Source organism: Paenarthrobacter sp. YAF11_1 (assembly GCF_052113445.1).
Lineage (GTDB): Bacteria > Actinomycetota > Actinomycetes > Actinomycetales > Micrococcaceae > Arthrobacter.
Genome location: NZ_JBFRDF010000003.1, coordinates 141,048 through 160,386, shown reverse-complemented (window position 1 = coordinate 160,386; position 19,339 = coordinate 141,048). Strand labels below are relative to the sequence as shown.

The 19,339-nt window shown below is 62.7% G+C and carries 18 protein-coding genes; 9 read left to right on the top strand and 9 right to left on the bottom strand.

Features of this window, described 5'->3' with window-relative positions:
- Nucleotides 1–244: 244 nt before the first annotated feature.
- The 5 genes from AB4Y77_RS06290 to AB4Y77_RS06270 all read right to left on the bottom strand — a co-directional run bounded on the left by AB4Y77_RS06290 (nucleotide 245) and on the right by AB4Y77_RS06270 (nucleotide 4,727).
- Complete coding sequence (locus AB4Y77_RS06290) at nucleotides 245–1,258, bottom strand: NADP-dependent oxidoreductase (RefSeq protein WP_442013321.1); 1,014 nt, start codon at nucleotides 1,256–1,258, stop codon at nucleotides 245–247.
- On the bottom strand, nucleotides 1,255–1,686 hold the full coding sequence (locus tag AB4Y77_RS06285; RefSeq protein ID WP_207596766.1) for an organic hydroperoxide resistance protein: 432 nt from the start codon (nucleotides 1,684–1,686) through the stop codon (nucleotides 1,255–1,257). The genes AB4Y77_RS06290 and AB4Y77_RS06285 overlap by 4 nt, the downstream gene beginning before the upstream one ends.
- Nucleotides 1,687–1,755: 69 nt before the next feature.
- On the bottom strand, nucleotides 1,756–2,190 hold the full coding sequence (locus AB4Y77_RS06280; protein WP_442013320.1) for a MarR family winged helix-turn-helix transcriptional regulator: 435 nt from the start codon (nucleotides 2,188–2,190) through the stop codon (nucleotides 1,756–1,758).
- 123 nt (nucleotides 2,191–2,313) lie between these two features.
- Nucleotides 2,314–3,519, bottom strand: a complete 1,206-nt coding sequence (locus tag AB4Y77_RS06275; RefSeq protein ID WP_024820064.1) for an amidohydrolase — start codon at nucleotides 3,517–3,519, stop codon at nucleotides 2,314–2,316.
- A 110-nt stretch (nucleotides 3,520–3,629) separates the two neighbouring features.
- Nucleotides 3,630–4,727 (bottom strand): mannose-1-phosphate guanylyltransferase, encoded by a 1,098-nt coding sequence (locus AB4Y77_RS06270; RefSeq protein ID WP_442013450.1) that lies wholly within the window; start codon nucleotides 4,725–4,727, stop codon nucleotides 3,630–3,632.
- Nucleotides 4,728–5,016: 289 nt separating this feature from the next.
- Between AB4Y77_RS06270 and sdhC the strand changes: the two genes are divergently transcribed.
- The 5 genes from sdhC to AB4Y77_RS06245 all read left to right on the top strand — a co-directional run bounded on the left by sdhC (nucleotide 5,017) and on the right by AB4Y77_RS06245 (nucleotide 9,455).
- Complete coding sequence (gene sdhC / locus AB4Y77_RS06265; protein WP_089594138.1) at nucleotides 5,017–5,397, top strand: succinate dehydrogenase, cytochrome b556 subunit; 381 nt, start codon at nucleotides 5,017–5,019, stop codon at nucleotides 5,395–5,397.
- 3 nt (nucleotides 5,398–5,400) lie between these two features.
- The gene (locus tag AB4Y77_RS06260; protein ID WP_311213112.1) at nucleotides 5,401–5,877 is read left to right on the top strand and encodes a succinate dehydrogenase hydrophobic membrane anchor subunit; all 477 of its coding nucleotides are present in this window, start codon (nucleotides 5,401–5,403) and stop codon (nucleotides 5,875–5,877) included.
- A gap of 97 nt (nucleotides 5,878–5,974) precedes the next feature.
- Nucleotides 5,975–7,774, top strand: a complete 1,800-nt coding sequence (gene sdhA / locus AB4Y77_RS06255; RefSeq protein WP_311213111.1) for a succinate dehydrogenase flavoprotein subunit — start codon at nucleotides 5,975–5,977, stop codon at nucleotides 7,772–7,774.
- Nucleotides 7,774–8,556, top strand: coding sequence for a succinate dehydrogenase iron-sulfur subunit (locus AB4Y77_RS06250; RefSeq protein ID WP_026542862.1), 783 nt, complete (start codon nucleotides 7,774–7,776; stop codon nucleotides 8,554–8,556). The genes sdhA and AB4Y77_RS06250 overlap by 1 nt, the downstream gene beginning before the upstream one ends.
- A 131-nt stretch (nucleotides 8,557–8,687) precedes the next feature.
- Nucleotides 8,688–9,455: an alpha/beta hydrolase gene (locus AB4Y77_RS06245; protein ID WP_442013319.1), complete on the top strand. Its 768-nt coding sequence runs from the start codon at nucleotides 8,688–8,690 to the stop codon at nucleotides 9,453–9,455.
- A 99-nt stretch (nucleotides 9,456–9,554) separates the two neighbouring features.
- Here AB4Y77_RS06245 and AB4Y77_RS06240 read toward each other — a convergent pair whose 3' ends face one another.
- Nucleotides 9,555–10,856, bottom strand: a complete 1,302-nt coding sequence (locus AB4Y77_RS06240; RefSeq protein ID WP_442013318.1) for an ABC transporter substrate-binding protein — start codon at nucleotides 10,854–10,856, stop codon at nucleotides 9,555–9,557.
- 111 nt (nucleotides 10,857–10,967) lie between these two features.
- Here AB4Y77_RS06240 and AB4Y77_RS06235 point away from each other — a divergent pair, with 111 nt between their 5' ends.
- The 4 genes from AB4Y77_RS06235 (at nucleotide 10,968) to AB4Y77_RS06220 (ending at nucleotide 15,646) form a co-directional block, all read left to right on the top strand.
- Entirely contained in the window at nucleotides 10,968–11,573 is a 606-nt protein-coding gene (locus AB4Y77_RS06235) for a family 43 glycosylhydrolase (protein ID WP_442013317.1), read from the top strand.
- A 40-nt stretch (nucleotides 11,574–11,613) separates the two neighbouring features.
- Nucleotides 11,614–11,928, top strand: a complete 315-nt coding sequence (locus AB4Y77_RS06230; protein ID WP_442013316.1) for a hypothetical protein — start codon at nucleotides 11,614–11,616, stop codon at nucleotides 11,926–11,928.
- A 122-nt stretch (nucleotides 11,929–12,050) separates the two neighbouring features.
- On the top strand, nucleotides 12,051–14,279 hold the full coding sequence (locus tag AB4Y77_RS06225; protein ID WP_442013315.1) for a hypothetical protein: 2,229 nt from the start codon (nucleotides 12,051–12,053) through the stop codon (nucleotides 14,277–14,279).
- Nucleotides 14,276–15,646, top strand: a complete 1,371-nt coding sequence (locus tag AB4Y77_RS06220; RefSeq protein ID WP_442013314.1) for a Gfo/Idh/MocA family protein — start codon at nucleotides 14,276–14,278, stop codon at nucleotides 15,644–15,646. The genes AB4Y77_RS06225 and AB4Y77_RS06220 overlap by 4 nt, the downstream gene beginning before the upstream one ends.
- A gap of 83 nt (nucleotides 15,647–15,729) precedes the next feature.
- On the opposite strand, the gene AB4Y77_RS06215 is transcribed toward AB4Y77_RS06220, so the two are convergent.
- The 3 genes from AB4Y77_RS06215 to AB4Y77_RS06205 are packed head-to-tail and all read right to left on the bottom strand — an operon-like array spanning nucleotide 15,730 to nucleotide 19,335.
- A complete protein-coding gene (locus tag AB4Y77_RS06215) occupies nucleotides 15,730–17,379 on the bottom strand; it encodes an extracellular solute-binding protein (protein ID WP_442013313.1) in 1,650 nt (549 codons plus the stop codon).
- Between the two features lie 7 nt (nucleotides 17,380–17,386).
- Complete coding sequence (locus AB4Y77_RS06210; RefSeq protein WP_311213104.1) at nucleotides 17,387–18,358, bottom strand: carbohydrate ABC transporter permease; 972 nt, start codon at nucleotides 18,356–18,358, stop codon at nucleotides 17,387–17,389.
- The gene (locus tag AB4Y77_RS06205; protein WP_442013312.1) at nucleotides 18,355–19,335 is read right to left on the bottom strand and encodes an ABC transporter permease; all 981 of its coding nucleotides are present in this window, start codon (nucleotides 19,333–19,335) and stop codon (nucleotides 18,355–18,357) included. The genes AB4Y77_RS06210 and AB4Y77_RS06205 overlap by 4 nt, the downstream gene beginning before the upstream one ends.
- Nucleotides 19,336–19,339 lie beyond the last annotated feature (4 nt).

The following is a 19,339-nucleotide window of genomic DNA, read 5'->3' as shown; positions in this document are numbered from 1 at the left end:
TTTCCTCCAGGAAGAAAGTGATTGGCGCTACGACGGATGGTCAATGAGTGTCCGTTTCCTATACCTGAGGCAGAAATTCTGTTTTCACTGATGCTCGCAGCTGCGCCGAAGCGCATTGATGAAACCCACACTAGTGGCCTGGAACACACCCAGCTACCACAATTGATCACTCCAGGTCAGATTGTTGACCTTTTGTTACCAAGCAGTAGCTGGGTGCGCAAGTCACACGCGATTCACCTGTGGATTACAGGCGGACCAGCATCTTTCCGGTGTTGGCGCCATCCAGGAGGTCGATGAAGGCCTGCGGTGCGTTCTCCAAGCCGTCGACGATCGTTTCGTCGTAGCTGACGGACCCGTCGGCGAGCCAGCCGGCCATCTTCTGCGCGAATTCAGCGGCATGCTGCCGCTGTCCGCCCACCAGGAATCCGCGCATTGTCAGCTGCTTGCCGATCGCCAACGCCAGGTTCCTCGGCGCCACCGGAGGCTCGGTGGAGTTGTACTGTGCGATGGCTCCGCACATGGCAACCCGGCCACCAACGGTGAGGGTAGCCAAGGCAGCTTCCAGGTGTTCGCCGCCGACGTTGTCGAAGTACACATCGATGCCACGCTCGCCCGCAGCTTCCTTCAGCTGCTCCAGCACAGGGGCATCGTTGTAGTTGAAGGCAGCGTCAAAGCCAAGCTCCAGCAGCCGGGCTGCCTTTTCCGGCGATCCCGCACTGCCGATGACCCTGGAGGCGCCCATGGCCTTGGCGATCTGGCCAACCATCGAGCCCACCGCACTTGCCGCGCCGGAGACGAACACCACGTCGCCTTCCTTGAACTCCGCCACCTTGAGCAGACCGGCGTAGGCAGTCAGGCCGGTCATGCCCAGGGCGCCAAGGAACGCGGAGGTGGGGGCCAGTCCCGACGGAACCGGAGTGGTTGCCGCGGCGTCCACTACGGCGTGCTCACGCCAGCCGAGTTGATGCACGACGACGTCACCCACCTTGTGCGCGTCCGACCGGGACGCGATCACCTCACCTACCGCACCGCCGTCGAGCGCTGCATCCAGGCGGAACGGCGCCGAGTAGGACTTGACGTCGTTCATGCGGCCACGCATGTAGGGGTCCACGGACATGAACTGGTTCTTCACCAGGAGCTGCCCTTCGGCGAGCTCGGGGAGCTGCGCTTCCGCCAGCCGGAAGTTCTCCGGAGCCGGACGGCCCACCGGGCGGGAGGCAAGCTGGATTTCGCGGGTTTCGGTTGCGACGGCGCTCATGCTGCGAACTCCACGAGCTTGAGGTCTACGGCCATGTTGCCGCGGGTTGCGTTGGAGTACGGGCAGATCTGGTGCGCTTTGACCATCAGTTCTTCAGCAGTGGTGCGGTCCAGGGCAGGCAGTGCGATCTCGAGTTCGGCAGCCAGGCCGTAGCCTTCACTGTCAGTCAGTGCACCGAAGTGGATCTTGGCGGCAACTGCGGAATCACTGAGGTCAACGCGTTCCTTGCGGCCCACCAAGCGCAGCGCGGAGTGGAAGCAGGCTGCATAGCCGGCGGCGAAAAGCTGCTCCGGGTTGGTGCCTTCACCGTTGCCACCGAGTTCCACGGGGCTGGCGAGTGCGACATCCAGTTTGCCGTCATTGGTGCGGGCGTTGCCGTCGCGGCCTTCGCCGGAGGCCAGTGCCTCGGCAGTGTAGAGAGTCTTCATGGTGTTTCCGTTTCTCTTCGGGAATGGACGTCTCGGGATTTTCCGGGAGTTTGTCAGAGTGAGCTGTCCTCAGAGTGAGCCGTTGAGGGCTTTGGTGAGCTTGCCGAGGGTGGCGTGGAGTTGTTCGATCTCACCGGCAGAAAGTCCGGCGGCGTCGGCGAGGCGCTGGGGCACGGCCTGGGCTCGGTCGCTCAAGGCGGTCCCGGCGTCGGTCAGTACCACGTCCACGCGGCGCTCGTCGTCGGCGGAGCGGCGGCGTTCCACCAGTCCCAGGCCCTCAAGGCGCTTCAGGAGGGGTGACAACGTGCCTGAATCGAGACCCAGTTCGGCGCCGAGGTCGCGAACGCTCCGCGGCTCCTGCTCCCACAAGACCAGCATCACAAGATACTGCGGGTACGTCAGGCCGAGGTCCTCCAGCACGGGGCGGTAGACCGCCGTCGCGGCTTTGGACGCCGAATACAACGCAAAGCAGACCTGGTGGCGGAGGCGGGGTGCGTCACTCATGTATAAAACGATAGTGCACAATTCAATTGTGCACAACTCATCTGCGCCGGCCGGACCCAACTGAGTCGCAGTTAAGCGCGTCCTGACAGCTCAAAATGCGCTCAACTGCGACTCAGCTGGGTACTACTGCTCGAGGTCGCGGATGGTCCGGAGCGCAGCTGCGGTCAAGACGCGGATGGCGTAGCCGAGGGCACGCTCGTCCACGATGAAGTCACCGCGGTGGAGATCGTATTCTTCACCGCCGGGCGTGTGCGTACCCAGGCGCATCATGGCACCGGGCAGGTCTGCCAGGAACCAGGCGAAGTCCTCGCCACCCATGGACTGCGGAGTGAGGACCACTGCGTTTTCACCCAGCTCTGCGCGGGCGGAAGCTTCGATGAGGGCGGTCTCGTGCTCGGAGTTGACCACAGGCGGCACGCCACGGGTGTGTTCCAGGTGGACGTCCACGCCGTACGGCGCGGCAACCTGCCGGACGACGTCGTCCAACAACTCCCCCGCGCTGTGCCAGGCATCGCGGTCAAGGCAACGCATGGTGCCGGCCATATAGCCGGAGCCGGGGATGGCGTTGGGTGCAGAGCCTGCGGAGATCTGGCCCCAGACAACGGACACGCCACTGCGGACGTCAACCCTGCGGGAAAGGACTGCCGGGACATTGACCGCTATCTGGGCCAATGCAAACACGAGGTCCTCGGTCAGGTGCGGCCGTGACGTGTGGCCACCGCGGCCTGAGAGCTCAATTTTGATGGTGTCCGAGGCTGAGGTGATCGCCCCGATGCGGGTGCCGATCTGGCCCACGTTGATCCGGGGATCGCAATGCAGTGCCAGGATGCGCGGCACGCCCTCAAGGACTCCCTGCTCAATGCAGGACAGCGCGCCACCCGGCATGGTTTCCTCGGCCGGCTGGAAGATGATCCGGACCGTGCCACCCAGCGGATTGTTCTTGTGCATCCGCTGCAGAGTCAAGGCTATGCCGAGCATGGCAGTGGTGTGGACGTCGTGCCCGCAAGCGTGCGTGACGCCATGGTTCTTCGAAGCGAACGGCAGGCCGGTTTCCTCGATGATCGGCAGTGCGTCGATGTCGCCACGAAGGGCGGTGGCAATGGGGCCCTCGCCCACGTCAACCGTCAGCCCGGTTTCCTCCAGCCGCCGCGGCTTCAACCCGGCTGCTTCCAGACGCTCCACGAGCTTGTCCGTAGTGCGGAATTCCTTGAACGAGAGTTCGGGGTGCGCATGGAGGTCACGCCGGAATTCGATGAGTCCGGGCAGCAGTTCATCAACCCAAGGACTCACAACGGGAGCGGGCTCGGTTTCAGTCGTGTAATTGCGCACGTCACAACTCTAGCCATCCGCAGCACGCAAAGAACGAAAGCCACCTCTTGGTTACGCTGCGTTCAGACGCAGGACAACCAAAGAGGTGGCTCACGGTATAAGGAGCGGCGTTAGAGCACGTCCGTATCGCCGCTGGCTTTGAGGGCGTCAACGGTCCCCTTGACCAGTTGCGCGTGTTCCTTGGTGGTGACAAGGAGTGCGTCCGGGGTGTCCACGATGACTACGTCCTTGATACCGATCAGGGCGATGACGCGCTTGGTATCGGAGACCACCACACCGCTGGCGTTCTCCGCGAACACGCGGGCGCCTTCACCGAGGACCGTCACTTCATCGACGTCGCCGGCGTTGTTGAGGCGGCCGATCGCGGCGAAGTCGCCAACGTCGTCCCAACGGAAAGTGCCAGGCACGACGGCGACATCGCCGGCTGCCGCTGCGGGCTCGGCCACGGCGTAGTCGATTGCAATCTTGGGCAACGTGGGCCATACCCGTGTGGTGACCTCGGCGCGCTGCGGGGTGTCCCAGGCTTCCGCGATTTCCTGGAGGCCCTTGAACAATTCAGGCTGGTTGGCTTCAAGGTGCTTGAGCATGAGCGCCACCGGGGCAACGAACATACCCGCGTTCCAGACGTAGTCCCCTGCTTCTACATATTTGTTGGCGACTTCCTGGCTGGGCTTCTCCACGAACTCAGCCACTGCCAGCGCATTCGGTGCCCCTTCCACATGGAGGGCAGCACCGGATCGGATGTAGCCGAAGCCGGTGGAGGGGTGCGTGGGCTTGATGCCGATGGTGACGATCTTCCCCGTGGCGGCTGTGTAGATCGCCTCGCGCACCGATTCCTGGAAAAGATGGTCCGGGCTGATGACCTGGTCCGCGGCGAACGAACCCATGATGGTGTCCGGGTCACGGCGGTACAGGATGGCAGCAGCCAGTCCGATCGCAGCGCCGGAGTCCTTGGGCTCGCTTTCGAGCACCAGTTCGTCGTCCCCGACTTCCGGGAGCTGGCGGCAAACGGCGGCACGGTGTGCCTCGCCGGTGACAACGAGCACCCGCTCGCCGGCCAGGGGCTCCAGGCGGTCATAGGTGGCCCTCAACAACGTACTGCCGGAACCGGTCAGGTCGTGGAGGAACTTGGGCGCAGCGGCCCGCGAGAGTGGCCACAACCGGGTCCCCACACCGCCGGCCGGAATAACCGCATGGAAGCGGTTCATGGGCGATTCCGGGTATTTCGCGTCTTCTGTACTCACCGCAACACTTTATCCGACGCAAGCGCCAAGCCCTGCAGTACGCCACGCATGTGGCGTTCGTCTCAGGGACTGGGCAAAATCGCCTGAATACTGGCAGGAAACATGGAATTAACAAGGAGAGAAGCCCGTCCTAAATTGAATATGCTGTGAGCGAAGCCTAGATTTAGGCGTGAGCTACGAGTGCTCTCGCAGCAGGCGTTCCCCCCGCGTGGATCCCATGCCAGCGCCGCTGTGTTGCAGGAAGGTTTAATCAGTGCCGACAAAACCAGCTGGCACCTTGTACCGCGGCCGTGAAGGCATGTGGTCCTGGGTTGGACACCGTATTACCGGTGTAGTGATCTTTTTCTTCTTGTTGGTCCATGTGTTGGACACCTCATTGGTGCGCGTGTCCCCTGAGGCCTACACGGCCGTCATTGGTGCTTACAAGAACCCCCTCATGGCCCTGGGGGAAACGGGCCTGGTCGCTGCGATCATTTTCCACGCCTTCAACGGCCTGCGCGTGATTGCCATCGACTTCTGGAAGAAGGGCGCGAAGTACCAGCGCCAGATGCTGTGGATCGTGCTTGCGCTGTGGCTGGTCACGTTCGCCGGCTTCGCCATCCGCCACCTTTCCCTCGCGCTGGGAGGCCACTAAGCCATGACAACCATCGAATCACCACGCAGCGGAAAAATCGGGGGCGGCAAGATCGCCCCGAAGTACAACCGCACAGGCTCCAGCCGCGGCAACTTCGAGATGATCGCCTGGCTCTTCATGCGCCTTTCCGGCATCGTCCTGGTGGTGCTGATCTTCGGCCACCTCTTCGTGAACCTGCTGGTCGGCGAAGGAATCCACGCGATCGACTTCGGCTTTGTTGCCGGCAAGTGGGCCGATCCCTTCTGGCAGTTCTGGGACCTCGCCATGCTGTGGCTTGCCATGCTGCACGGAACCAACGGCGTCCGCACCATCATCAATGACTACGCCGAGAAGGATTCCACACGCTTCTGGCTCAAGACGGTCCTCTACGCGGCCACCCTGGTCATCATCATCCTGGGCACGCTGGTGATCTTCACCTTCAACCCGTGCCCTGTTGTTGACGGCGTTCAGCTTCCTGGCGGATTCTGCCCGGCCCCGTAGCGGCGTTTCCGGTGGCTCCGCGGAGTGAACCGGTTCGCCTGACGTAGCGGAGCAGCCTCCGCAGACCATCTGAATTTTGAAAGAGAGAGCATCTGGTATGCAGGTCCATAAGTACGACGTCGTTATTGTCGGTGCAGGTGGCGCCGGCATGCGCGCCGCGATCGAGTCCGGTCAGCGCGCACGCACAGCGGTACTGACCAAGCTCTACCCCACCCGCTCGCACACCGGTGCAGCCCAGGGTGGAATGTGTGCGGCACTGGCCAACGTCGAAGAAGACAACTGGGAATGGCACACCTTTGACACCATCAAGGGTGGCGACTACCTGGTTGACCAGGACGCAGCCGAGGTCATGGCGAAGGAAGCCATTGACGCCGTGCTGGACCTGGAAAAGATGGGTCTGCCGTTCAACCGCACGCCCGAAGGCCGGATTGACCAGCGCCGTTTCGGTGGCCACACCCGTGACCACGGCAAGGCTCCCGTCCGCCGTGCTTGCTATGCGGCCGACCGTACGGGCCACATGATCCTGCAGACGCTGTACCAAAACTGCGTCAAGCACAACGTTGAGTTCTACAACGAGTACTACGTTCTGGACCTGCTGATCGTCGAAGAAGACGCAGTGCGCGAAGACGGTACCCCGTACAAGCAGAAGCGCGTTGCCGGCGTGGTCTCCTACGACCTCGCTTCCGGTGAACTTCACGTCTTCCAGGCCAAGTCCGTAGTGTTCGCTTCAGGCGGCGCCGGCAAGGTCTTCAAGACCACATCCAACGCCCACACCCTCACGGGTGACGGCATGGGCATCGCGTTCCGCCGTGGCATCCCCCTGGAAGACATGGAGTTCTTCCAGTTCCACCCGACCGGCCTCGCCGGCCTGGGCATCCTCCTTACCGAGGGTGCACGTGGTGAAGGTGCCATCCTGCGTAACTCCGAAGGTGAGCGCTTCATGGAGCGCTACGCCCCCACCATCAAGGACCTCGCACCCCGTGACATCGTGGCCCGTGCCATGGCGAACGAAGTGCGTGAAGGCCGCGGTTGTGGTCCCAACAAGGACTACGTCCTCCTGGACTTGACCCACCTTGAGCCCGCCCACATCGAAGCCAAGCTTCCGGACATCACGGAGTTCGCCCGCACCTACCTTGGTGTGGAACCGTTCACCGATCCGGTTCCCGTGTTCCCCACGGCGCACTACGCCATGGGTGGCATCCCCACCAACATCACCACCGAAGTGCTCCAGGACAACGACACCATCGTCCCGGGCCTCTACGCAGCCGGTGAAGTTGCTTGCGTGTCCGTGCACGGCTCCAACCGCCTTGGCACCAACTCGCTCCTGGACATCAACGTGTTCGGCAAGCGTGCAGGCATCGCCGCTGCGGAGTACTCGAAGACAGCCGACTACGTCGAGCTCCCCGAGGACCCCGAGGCAATGACCCGCAGCATCCTGGACGGCCTGCTCACCGGCAACGGCACGGAGCGTGTTGCCCAGATCCGCAAGGAACTGCAGGACACCATGGACGCCAACATGCAGGTGTTCCGCACCAAGGAATCCCTGGAGCAGGTGCTCCGCGATATTGATTCCTTCGAAGAGCGCTACAAGCACGTCACCGTTCAGGACAAGGGCAAGCGCTTCAACCTGGATCTGCTGGAAGCAGTCGAATTGGGCTTCCTGCTGGACATGGCCAAGGTCATGACCGTTGGTGCACTGCACCGTGAAGAATCCCGCGGTGGCCACTACCGCGAGGACTTCCCGGACCGCAATGACGAAAAGTTCATGAAGCACTCCATGGCTTACTTGGACAATTCCGTCACCGTCGACTCCTCGGCGGAATCTGTTGCGGGCATCCGTCTTGAGACGAAGCCCGTCATCTTCACCCGTTACGAGCCGATGGAGCGTAAGTACTAATGACGACCGAAATGGCAGAGCCCGCTTCCAAGATCGAGCTCCCGGCAAGCGTTGCCGGCGACGGTGAAATTCCCACGTTCCACATCACGCTTCGCGTGCGCCGCTACGATCCCGAAATCTCGGACGAAGCACGCTGGGATGACTACAAGCTGACCATGTACGGCACGGACCGCGTGTTGGATGCCCTCCACAAGGTCAAGTGGGAGATCGACGGCAGCGTTTCCTTCCGCCGCTCCTGCGCCCACGGCGTGTGTGGTTCCGATGCCATGCGCATCAACGGCCGTAACCGCCTCGCCTGCAAGACGCTGCTGAAGGACCTGGACACCACCAAGCCCATCACCGTCGAGCCGATCAAGGGCCTCCCTGTGGAGAAGGACCTGATCGTGGACATGGAACCCTTCTTCCAGTCCTTCCGCGAAGTCATGCCGTTCCTCATCAACAAGGGCCACGAGCCCACCAAGGAACGCCTGCAGTCCGTTGAGGACCGTGAGCGCTTTGATGACACCACCAAGTGCATCCTGTGCGCTGCCTGCACCTCGTCCTGCCCGGTCTTCTGGACCGACGGCCAGTACTTCGGTCCGGCAGCGATCGTCAACGCGCACCGCTTCATCTTCGATTCCCGTGACGATGCCGGCGACATGCGCCTTGAGATCCTCAACGACAAAGAAGGCGTGTGGCGCTGCCGCACCACCTTCAACTGCTCGGAAGCCTGCCCCCGTGGCATCCAGGTGACCCAGGCAATCGCAGAAGTCAAGCAGGCCATCCTGTCCCGCAAGATCTAGTTCGCGTTTCGTACAAGAACCACCACGACGACGGCGCCACTCACCACTGCTGGTGAGGGGCGCCGTCGTCGTTAATCAACCGACATCACCGGTCATCACGGCAATCGTCACCGCAACGCAAGGAGATCAGCGTGTCACGCTCTGAAAAGATCAGCTTCACGGGAAGTACCGGAGACACCTTGGCCGGAATCGTGGACGTGCCGGAAGGTCCTGTCCGCGGCTGGGGCCTGTACTCGCACGGCTTGACCCTCGGCAAGGACAGCCCCGCGGCGTCCCGCATCTGCAAGGGACTGGCTGACCAGGGCGTCGGCATGCTGCGTTTCGACAACCTGGGTTTGGGCGGTTCTGCCGGTGAATGGTCGGCGGGGTCGTTCAGCGTGAAGGTGTCCGACACCATCTTGGCCGCTGAGTTCATGCGGGAGCAGGGCCGGGGAATTTCCTTGCTGGTGGGCCATTCCTTCGGCGGGGCGGCCGTCTTGGCCGCAGCGCGCGATGTCCCTGGCCTGAACGCCGTGGTGACCGTTGCCGCACCGTATGAGCCCAAGCATGTTGAGCACATGTTCGACACCGAGATTGAGGACATCCTGCGCGACGGCAGCGCCGTGGTTGACCTTGGCGGCCGGCCCATGGAGGTCCGACGCCACTTTGTGGAGGACGTGGAACGCGCCGACCTGCGCGATTGCATCCGCACCCTTCACAAACCGCTGATGGTGATGCACTCCCCCACTGACAACACTGTGGGGATCGACAACGCCAGCGAGATCTTCCGTACGGCCCGGCACCCCCGGAGTTTCATCTCCTTGGAGGGCAGCGAGCATTTGCTCACCGGGAAGGGCCAGGCCGCACGGGTTGCGCGCATCATCGGGGCGTGGGCGGACCCCTACCTGGAAGTCCGCTAGCTCCGCGACGCCGGCTGAGGACCCTGCCCGCCCATGTAGGTGACAGCAAACGCTCTACTGACGGCTCAGTAGAGCGTTTGCTGTCACCTAGTTGGGTACCTATTTGCCGATGGCCGCTTTACTCTCGCTCAGCCACTGCTCCGCTGCCTTCTCCGGGCTCAGACGCTTGAAGAGGACTTCAGTGTTGATGCGGGCCGTGATCTCGGAGACCGCCGTGGAACCGGTGGGACCGATGAACGTTGGAGCGAAGTCCATCTTGCCGATCTGGTCGATGTAGGCGGCTTCCACCTTGCCCTGCGGCGTCAGGAGGTCCTGGATGGCTGTGCGCATGCCGGAATTGCTGGGCACGCCACGGTCGCTCTGGATGATTTTTGCTGCGGCCTCATTGTTCACCAGGAAACTGACCAGCTTGGCGGCGGCATCCGTGTGCTTGCTCCGGGCTGAAATGGTGTAGAACTGCGAGGACTGGAGCCAGATCCCGGGCGTGGGCGTCTCACCGGGAAGCTTTAGCAGCTTCAACTCTGCCCCGGAGGCTTTGCTGAGGGCAGTCAGGGAGTTGGTCCAGGTCAGCATCATGCCGGCCTGGCCCATGCCCATGAGTGTTTGCTCGGTGCTGACGTTGAGCTTCTCCACGGTCTCCGACGCGCTGGGAGCGGCGCCCGATTCACTGAGTTTTGCCGAGAAGTCGAAGTAATCCTTCACGGTTTCCTTGTCCAGACCCAACTGGCCGTCCTGGGTATAGAGGGACTTCCCACGCTGGCGGGCGAACGCATCCAGTGAGTCATGGGTGAGGACGGTAGCCGTGCCGTAGGTTCCCTTGGGACTCTTGGCCGTGATGTCCTCGGCCGTCTTGGCAAAGTCGTCCCAGGACCACTTGCTGTCATCGGGCAAGGCAACACCCGCAGCCTGGAACACAGCAGGATTGACGACGATGGCCAGGGCGTTGGCACCGGTGGAGACGCCGTACTGCTTGCCTTGGACCTGGCCGTTTTCCAGTGCTCCCTGGTCCATCTTGGACAGATCCAGTGAACCCTCCACCTTGGACAGATCCAGGAGGGCGCCCCGGTTGGCGTATTCGGCCGGATAGGCGCCACCCATGGTGATGACGTCGGGGGCGTCGTTGGCTGCCACTTGGGTGGCAAGTTTGTCGAAGTAGCCGCCGATGTCGCCGTATTCCGGCTTGACCTTGATGTTGGGGTTGGCAGCCTCGAATTCCTTGATGGCCTTGTTGGTCAGGTCCGCCCGGGTGGCGTTGCCCCACCACGAGAACCTGATCTCGACTGGCCCGTCTTCCGGCTGGTTGGAGGAGGGGCTGGAACAGGCCGCCGTGAGGCCCAGCATGCTGACGGCTGCTACGAAAGCGATGGATTTGCGGAGATGTCGGAGGGGTTTACGCGTCATTGGGTAAGCTTCTTTCAGGCTCAAGAAAACGGTTCCTGAAACGTATCAAGGCCGTGTATATTCGTCAATAGTTTGGGGTATGAACTATTTCGATCCTTCAAGGAGAACGCCGTGACCTTACGCTTGGACCACATCCAGATCCGGGACCCCTACGTGCTGACCCGGCCGTCGTCCGGCGACTATCTCCTGTTCGGCAGCACGGACAAGAACATCTGGTCAGGACAGGCCACTGGATTTGATTGCTACCGAAGCAGCGACCTCCTGGCCTGGGAGGGCCCCCTTGAGGCGTTCAGGCCGCCGCGCGGATTTTGGAGCCAGGAGCAGTACTGGGCACCCGAGGTCCATGAGTACCAAGGGCGCTTCTACATGTTCGCCACCTTCATTGCGCCTGGACGCCTCCGCGGAACGCAGGTACTTGCCGCGGACAAGCCGGAGGGGCCTTACGAACCATGGAGTGACGGGCCGGTTACTCCCGTCAATTGGCAATGCCTGGATGGCACGCTCCATGTGGACGGGGAAGGAGTGCCCTGGATTGTCTTCTGCCACGAATGGAAGCAAGTGCACGACGGCGCCATGATGGCCCAGCGCCTCAGCCCGGACCTGAGCAGCGCCGTGGGCGTGCCCGCGTTTCTCTTCAGCGCCTCGGAGGCGCCCTGGTCCCGCGCCCCTGGATGTACCCTCAGTCCGGGACCGGGAGTTTCCCGTCTACGTCACTGACGGACCATTCCTCTTCCGGCTCAGCAGTGGGAAACTCATCATGCTGTGGTCCAGCTTTGGTGACAACGGCTACGCCATGGGAATTGCGCACAGCGAATCCGGGACAGTGCTGGGCCCATGGAGCCAGGAGCCCGAACCACTCTGGAGCACAGATGGTGGCCATGGAATGATCGGCCGGCACCTGGACGGGAGCCTGTTCCTGACATTGCACCAGCCGAACAAAACCCCCTACGAGCGGGCAGCGTTTTTCCCTCTCCTTGAACTCGAGGACACAGTCGTCCTGGCAGATTCCGCCGCAGCGGGCACGTCATCCCCTCAGGGGTTGACAGTCCCTAACCCCAGCGACAAGGATTGAATCGTTTCGGAAAACGGTTTCTGAGCGATGATGATCATCGGGCGGCACCGTCCCCGAAACTCCATTTGACCGGATTGTCCCCAGCAGCAGTCAAAGCAGACAGCATCAGGAGGGCGTGCAGAGTGCACAGCCACAGCAAGAGTTCGGATTCCCCCACCATCGATCGCAAGGCACTGGTCCAGCGGCACAGCGTCCGGCAGCAGCAGCTGGACCCGCGCAGCCCCGTCTCCGTGGGCAACGGCGAGTTCGCTTTCACCATGGACCTCACAGGACTGCAGTCATTACCCACCGGCTACCCCGTGGGCGCACGTGATGACCTACCGCCCGGGACACTCCTGGGGACGCAGGCGCAGTGGGGCTGGCACTCCGTTCCACCACCCCATCCCTACGACCTCATCGGATCCACTGTCCTTTACGATTCGCCCCGCGGCCCGGTCCCTTACGTGGACATGGTGGGTGACATCGTGAATGATCGTGAAACCGACACCTCCGTGGCGGAAACGTGGCTGAGGGCCAACGCGCACCGATTGGACCTTGGACGCATCGGCTTCCGATGGAGGGAGAACGGCCAGGACCGTCCCCTCTCGGCAGCGGACATCACTGACACGGAACAAACACTGGACCTCTGGACAGGCTCTGTCACCAGCCTGTTCACCGTGGCAGGTCACCGCGTGAAAGTGACGACGGCGTGCCACCCGGACCGGGATGAGCTCGGCTTCAGCGTGGAGTCGCCGGCGCTTGCTGCCGGATTGATTGTCGGCGTCGGCTTCCCCTACGGATCCGAGGCCTGGCATGACGCCGCGGACTGGAAACGACCGGATGCCCACACCACGACGCTCAGTGGACCGTCGCCGGTGGGACACCACGGATCCGCAGCATGGACCGCCCACCGCGAACTGGACGATTCCCGCTACCAGGTGGTGATCACCGGTCAGGGCCTGGTCGTGGAACAGGCCGGTCTCCACCATCTCCACATTGCCCCGGCCTCGCCCGGAACTCCGGGCAGCGATGCTGTGCTGGACTTCTCCGTTGCCTTCCTTTCCCCAGGTGATGGTGACTGCATCCCGAGAGGCAACAACAGGCCACCCAACCACGCCCAGCAGCCGGACGGCTTCGCGGAGGCGGGTACCGGCGTCGAACTTTCACCTGCACTTTCAGTCATCGAAGCATCCGCCGCCTACTGGCCGGCGTTCTGGTCCTCGGGCGGGGCGATCGAGCTCGATGCCACCGATGATCCGCGCGCCAAGGAATTGGAACGCCGGATCGTACTGTCCCAATACCTCACGGCGATCAATTGTGCCGGTTCATTGCCGCCGCAGGAGACGGGGCTCGTATGCAACTCGTGGCGTGGCCGCTTTCACTTGGAGATGCACTGGTGGCATGCGGCCCACTTTGCGCATTGGAACCGTGTGGAGCTGCTTCTGCCGTCGTTGCGGTGGTACTCAACGGTGTTGGAGACTTCACGGCAGACGGCCAAAGCGCAGGGATTCGACGGCGTTCGCTGGCCCAAGCAGGTGGGGCCGGACGGGCGGGAGAGCCCCAGCCCGATCGGCACATTCCTCATTTGGCAGCAGCCACACCCCATCCACCTGGCCGAATTGGTGTACCGGGCCAACCCCAGCCGCGAAGTCCTGGAAGAGTTCGCGGAGATCGTGTTCGAGTCAGCTGCCTTCATGGCCAGCTTTGCCCATCCCACATCGCGGGGATTCGAGCTGGGACCACCCCTGATTCCGGCGCAGGAGAGCTACGGCTCCATCCGGGCCAAGGTCACCAACCCCACCTTCGAGCTGGCCTACTGGCAGTGGGGCCTGCGCACGGCTTCTGCGTGGCGTGAGCGGCTGGGCCTGGAACCGGTGCCTGGATGGTCCGACGTTGCAGAGGGCATGGTTCCTCCGCGGGTGATCGACGGCGTGTACGCGGCGATCGATAGTGAACCGTTCACCATCCGCACCGACCACCCGTCCATGCTCTGCGCCCTCGGAGTCCTCCCGCTGACCGACATCATCGACCCCGACATCATGCGCGCCACGCTCTCGGATGTCCTGGCCGACTGGGACTGGGGCAGCACCTGGGGCTGGGACTACCCGGTAATGGCCATGACGGCCGCCCGGTTGGAGGACCCGGAAGCTGCCGTGGAGGCACTCCTTTTGAGCGCCGGCAAGAACACCGTCCTCGCCAACGGCCACAACCGCCAGACCGATTCGTTGCCGCTGTACTTGCCCGGCAATGGCGGGCTTCTGGCCGCTGTCGCGTTGATGGCGGCCGGCTGGGACAACGGACCTGACCGTCACGCTCCGGGATTCCCGCCCGACTGGACAGTGTCGTGGGAAGGGCTGGTGCAGGCGCCGTGAGTACTTCCCTTTCGCAAACACCCCGCCGCTACGCCATGATCGGTACGGGCAGCCGCTCCGAAATGTACGTCCGCGCACTGCTGGGCAGCCATTCCGACGTCGGCACTCCCGTTGCGTGGGTGGATTCCAATCCGGTGCGGATGGCTTACTACGACCGCCTCTTTGGCGAATTGCGGCCGGGAGCCGCGCCGCCGCCGTCGTACTCCCCTGCCGAACTGGAACGCATGAAGGACGAGACAGGCGCCGATGCCGTAGTCATCACCACTCCCGACTTCACGCACCACGAGTATGTGATCGCCGCATTGAAGCTGGGCATGGACGTGGTGGTGGAAAAGCCCCTGACGGTGGACGCGGAGAAGGCCGCTGCGATCGCCGAGGCCRCCGCCGCGTCGGAAGCGAAGGTCACGGTCACGTTCAACTACCGGTACTCACCACGGAACACACTGGTCCGGCAATTGATCGACGCCGGAGAGATCGGCTCAGTGACTTCGGTCCACTTCGAATGGCTTTTGGACACCGGGCACGGCGCTGACTACTTTCGGCGCTGGCACCGGGAGAAGGAGAAGTCCGGTGGCCTGCTGGTCCATAAAGCAACCCACCACTTCGACCTGGTGAACTGGTGGACCTCCGGCGTTCCCGAGACCGTATTCGCGTTGGGAGGGCTGCGGTTCTACGGCGACGGCAATGCCGGCGTGTCCTCACCGGGGGCGGTGGACGGGCGGTTCAGCATGGACCTCGCGGACGACTCCAGAATGCAGCAACTGTTCAAGGATGCCGAGCATGTGGACGGGTACCGCCGGGACCAGGACGTCTTTGCCCCAGGCGTCAGCATCGAGGACAACATGAGCGTTCTGGTGGGCTACCGGAGCGGGGCCAGCCTGGCCTATACCCTGCACGCACACGCGCCGTGGGAGGGCTATCGGGTGGCCATCAACGGCACGCGCGGAAGGTTGGAATTGGACGTGGTGGAGAAGCCGCACCGTTCCCGGGACGCCGACCAGGCCGTGGACCCAAGCGCCCAGGATGAATCATCGGCGGGTGCCCTGGCGGACGCAGCCGCCCGCGATTCCATGCGACCACGGTCCAGCAGGCTGCTCCTCCAAAAGCACTTTGAACGGCCCGTGGAGATCCCCATTCCTGTAGGTGTGGGGGGACACGGTGGCGGCGACCTGAAACTGCTCGATGACGTCTTCCGGGGTGCAGTTTCACCCGGTACGGGTGGCGCCTTGCCAGGCGAAGAAAACCTGGCCCGGCGTGCAGGTTACCTGGACGGCTTGCGGAGTATCGCCGTCGGGATCGCTGCGAACAGGTCCATAGCCACAGGCGAAGTTTCACGCATCAGTGAGCTGGGCTTCCCGGTCGACTGAACACCTGTGAACATGGCAGGCCCGCTGGTAGGTCGTTTCCCAACGACGTACCAGCGGGCCTGCGGTGTGATCAGGGGATATTGTCAGGCCTTGCTGGCGGCGAGCGCTTCTTCCAACTCGGAACGGATCTTGTCCCCGCCGCCGGAGCGCCACTCCTTAACGGCATCATCCCAGGCTGTCACCGGCTGCCTGCCTTGGAGGATGTCGTCACGGACTGAGCGAAGCTTCTTCTCCAACTGGCTGCCCTTCCGGACCTCGGTCTCGGAATACAGTCCCTCAACCGGGCTTGCGGTGCCATCGGGCAGTACCCGGCCCATCTGCTCATACTGGGCTTTGACCACAGCTTCCTCGCCAGGGAGGTACAGCACTGTGGGTGCGTCCGCCAGGTACTGCTGGCCGAGCTGGGTTTGCCCCACGCCGGTATCCAGCGGCACGGGGTCAGTGCCGGACAACGCGTAATGGACGCCCTGCACTCCGTACTTGCGGAACAGGTACTCTTCTGTGCCAAGGGGAGCGGCCAGCCAGTTGGCCACCTGCAGGAAGGTCTCAAGCCTGTCCCCGGCATTTTTGTTGAAGGCCACCACACTATGGGTGGGTGAGCCGATCCACAGGGAACCCTTGCCGCCATCGAATCCGGGGACGTCCAGGGCTGAGATCTTGAAGCCCTTCTGTCCAGCGGCTTGCTGGTAGTAGGCGGGCCAGGCGCTGTAGGCGTCTCCCGTGAAGTAGGCTGTCCCCGCCAGGAACCACTGTTTGTACTGGCCGGCGTTGGCGGCGAAGGCATCCGGATTCACCACGCCGTCGGCAAACATCTTTCGCCCCGCCTCCAATGCTTCCTTCATTTCCGGCGTCTCATCCTTGTTGGTGAGCTTGCCGCCTTCTTCCCGCCAGCCATTGGGCACGTTGAGGGTCTGTGCAATGAAGTTGATGGGTACCTGGGTCAGTGCCCACGTGTTGCCCTTGGGGTTGCTCAGGTCTTTGCAGAGGGAAAGGTACTCCTGGAAGCTCGCCGGCTGGGCGGTGATGCCCTTCTCCGCAAGCAGGTCCTCACGCCTGTATTGGATGGTGCTTTGGAGGACGCCACGGGGAATGGGGATGGCGAAGATCTCGCCGCCGAACATCGCAGCTGACCACGACTCCGTTGGAATGTTGGCCAGGAACGGGTAATCCTTGATGGCACTGCCGGAGAGGTGTTTGGTGAGGTTTGCTGCCTTGGCTTGGAGGAGCTGCGGGACAGAGTTGGCCCCACGGGCTACCTGGAAGATGTCCGGCAGGGAGTCTCCAGCCACCACTGTGGCGAACTTGCTGGGATAGTCGGTGGCGGGAGTCATGGATATCTGGAGCTCCGAGCCCAGCCTGCGGTTGAGTTCCTGCCAGTAGGCATTCTTGTCCATCCCCGGCGGAATGGGTGAGGACGTCTGGACCATGGACGTGATGGCCTTTCCATCCCCGGGTGCCTTGGCCAACGCCTTCACCGGCTGCGCAGGGTAGCGATAGAACACGTCAGGGATACCAAGATCGGTGCCCTTGAGGTCCGGTGTCACCCCTTCGTAGCGGATGAAGTCCGGCAAGGTTCCCTTGGCTTGGGCGCCCCCAGCACCTCCCGACGCGCCTGGCGTGCAGGCGGCGAGCAGCGGTCCACCCAGTGCTGCCAGCGCCAGGACTCCCAAGGAGCCGCGACCAAAATTCCTGCGGCTGAACTCTTTCTGTGAAGCGTATTCGTGTACGGCCATGGTTTTTCTAACCTTTCACGGCGCCAGTGAGGACGCCCTTGGCGAAGTGCTTTTGAAGGAAGGGATAAACAATGAGGATGGGGACCAGGGAGAGGACCAGGATGGCCATTTGGATGGAGGGCTGCGGCGGCATGCTTTCCATGACCCCGCTCAGGTCTCCTTGGTCCAGCTGGGCGTTGTTGACCACGTAGGTTCGCAGCACCAGTTGGAGCGGCCACTTGGCGCTGTCATTGAGATACAGCAGGGCGTTGAAGAAGGCGTTCCAGTAACTCACCGCGTAGAAGAGACCGATAACGGCAAGCACGGCTTTGGACAACGGCAGGCAAATCCGGCTGAAGATCTGCCACTCCCCTGCACCGTCGATCCTGGCGGACTCCAGCAGCTCTGACGGGATCTGGCTGAAGAACGCACGGATCACGATCACGTTGAAGCCACTCACCATGGACGGGACGATCAGCGCCCACAGGGAGTCGATGAGGCCCACTTCCTTGACCACCAGGTAGGAGGGAATCATGCCCGGCGAGAACAGCAGGCTGAAGAGCACCAGCAACAGCATGGTCTTCATTCCGAATGCCCCCGGCCGGGCCAGGGCGTAACCGAGGAGGCTGGTCACCAGGAGCGATAACAACGTGCCGGCAATGGTGACGAACCCCGACACCGCCAACGCCTGGGTCACCACCCCGCCGGACAGGATGGACTGGTAGGCCCCCAGGTTCACGGTGTCCGGGAGGATCACGAACCCGCCGTTGCGCGTGACGTGTTCGGGACTGGAGATACTCGTCGACAAAATGCCAAGGAAAGGAAGTACGACGGCGGCACACGCCGCGGTGAGGATCACGCCTTTGATGGCACGCATCACCGGCCCGGGCGGTTCGACACCGTTAACGGTCCTGCGTTTCCGTCGCGCCGGGGGCGCCTTTGCAGTGGCACCCCTTGTCGCGGTGTTTGCTGTTCGCGTGGAGTCCTGGGTGGTGGTCATGCTTTGTACACTCCGTTCTCTCCGAAGGCGTGGGCGATCTTGTTGGCGGCCAGCACCAGGACCACGCCGATGAGTCCCTTGACCAACCCGACGGCGGTGGACACACCCCAACTGCCGCCGACGATGCCGTTGTTAAAGACGTAGGTGTCCAGCACTTCGGACGCTTGGACTCCTACTGCGGCCTGCTGGAGGATGATTTGTTCGAAGCCCACGCTGAGGGAGTCGCCGAGCTTGAGGATGAGGAGCAGGATGATGATCCCCCGCAGGCCGGGGAGCGTGATGTGCCACAGTTGGCGCCAGCGACCTGCCCCGTCCACGGCTGTGGCTTCATAGAGCGAGGAATCGATCTGGGACAGCGCGGCAAGGAACAGGATGGTTCCCCAGCCGGTGTCCTTCCAGACCACCTGGGAGGTGAGCAAGGCGAAGAAAGTGTCCGGGTTCCCCAGGACGTCCACGGCGGCCCAGCCGTTTGACCGGAGGAAGTTGTTGACCATCCCCGACCCGCCGAACATCTGCTGGAAGATCGCCACCACAATCACCCACGAGAGGAAGTGGGGAAGGTAGAGAATCGACTGGACCAGCCGCTTGATGCGTTCTGACAGCAAGCTGTTGAGCAGCAGGGCGAGGACGATCGGAACGGGGAAGACGAAGACTGTCTGAATGAACGTCAGCACCAGGGTATTGCGGAGGGCATTCAAGAAGTCCGGATCTCCGTTGAACAGGACGTCGAAGTTCTCCAGTCCCGTCCACATCGACTCCCAGATGCCCAGGAAGGGCTGGTAGTCCTTGAAGGCGATGACGTTCCCCAAGAGGGCGACGTAGTGGAACAACAAGAGCAGCACCATACCGGGCAGCGCGAACGCGAGCAGCATCCTGTCCCGCCACAGCCGCTGCCACCAAGCAGGTTTTCGACGGGCTGCGGGTTGGGCTGGTTCGGTCAGGGACGTTGGTGGTTTCCGGTCTGTTTCCGTTGACATACGG

What these genes read in the sequence shown, in the direction of transcription:
- AB4Y77_RS06230 (WP_442013316.1), top strand. Translation starts at nt 11,614, where the DNA reads ATGCTGTGGTCCAGCTTTGGTGACAACGGCTACGCCATGGGAATTGCG.
- AB4Y77_RS06205 (WP_442013312.1), bottom strand. Translation starts at nt 19,335, where the DNA reads ATGTCAACGGAAACAGACCGGAAACCACCAACGTCCCTGACCGAACCA.
- AB4Y77_RS06280 (WP_442013320.1), bottom strand. Translation starts at nt 2,190, where the DNA reads ATGAGTGACGCACCCCGCCTCCGCCACCAGGTCTGCTTTGCGTTGTAT.
- AB4Y77_RS06285 (WP_207596766.1), bottom strand. Translation starts at nt 1,686, where the DNA reads ATGAAGACTCTCTACACTGCCGAGGCACTGGCCTCCGGCGAAGGCCGC.
- AB4Y77_RS06240 (WP_442013318.1), bottom strand. Translation starts at nt 10,856, where the DNA reads ATGACGCGTAAACCCCTCCGACATCTCCGCAAATCCATCGCTTTCGTA.
- AB4Y77_RS06290 (WP_442013321.1), bottom strand. Translation starts at nt 1,258, where the DNA reads ATGAGCGCCGTCGCAACCGAAACCCGCGAAATCCAGCTTGCCTCCCGC.
- AB4Y77_RS06250 (WP_026542862.1), top strand. Translation starts at nt 7,774, where the DNA reads ATGACGACCGAAATGGCAGAGCCCGCTTCCAAGATCGAGCTCCCGGCA.
- AB4Y77_RS06215 (WP_442013313.1), bottom strand. Translation starts at nt 17,379, where the DNA reads ATGGCCGTACACGAATACGCTTCACAGAAAGAGTTCAGCCGCAGGAAT.
- sdhA (WP_311213111.1), top strand. Translation starts at nt 5,975, where the DNA reads ATGCAGGTCCATAAGTACGACGTCGTTATTGTCGGTGCAGGTGGCGCC.
- AB4Y77_RS06210 (WP_311213104.1), bottom strand. Translation starts at nt 18,358, where the DNA reads ATGACCACCACCCAGGACTCCACGCGAACAGCAAACACCGCGACAAGG.
- AB4Y77_RS06260 (WP_311213112.1), top strand. Translation starts at nt 5,401, where the DNA reads ATGACAACCATCGAATCACCACGCAGCGGAAAAATCGGGGGCGGCAAG.
- AB4Y77_RS06270 (WP_442013450.1), bottom strand. Translation starts at nt 4,727, where the DNA reads ATGAACCGCTTCCATGCGGTTATTCCGGCCGGCGGTGTGGGGACCCGG.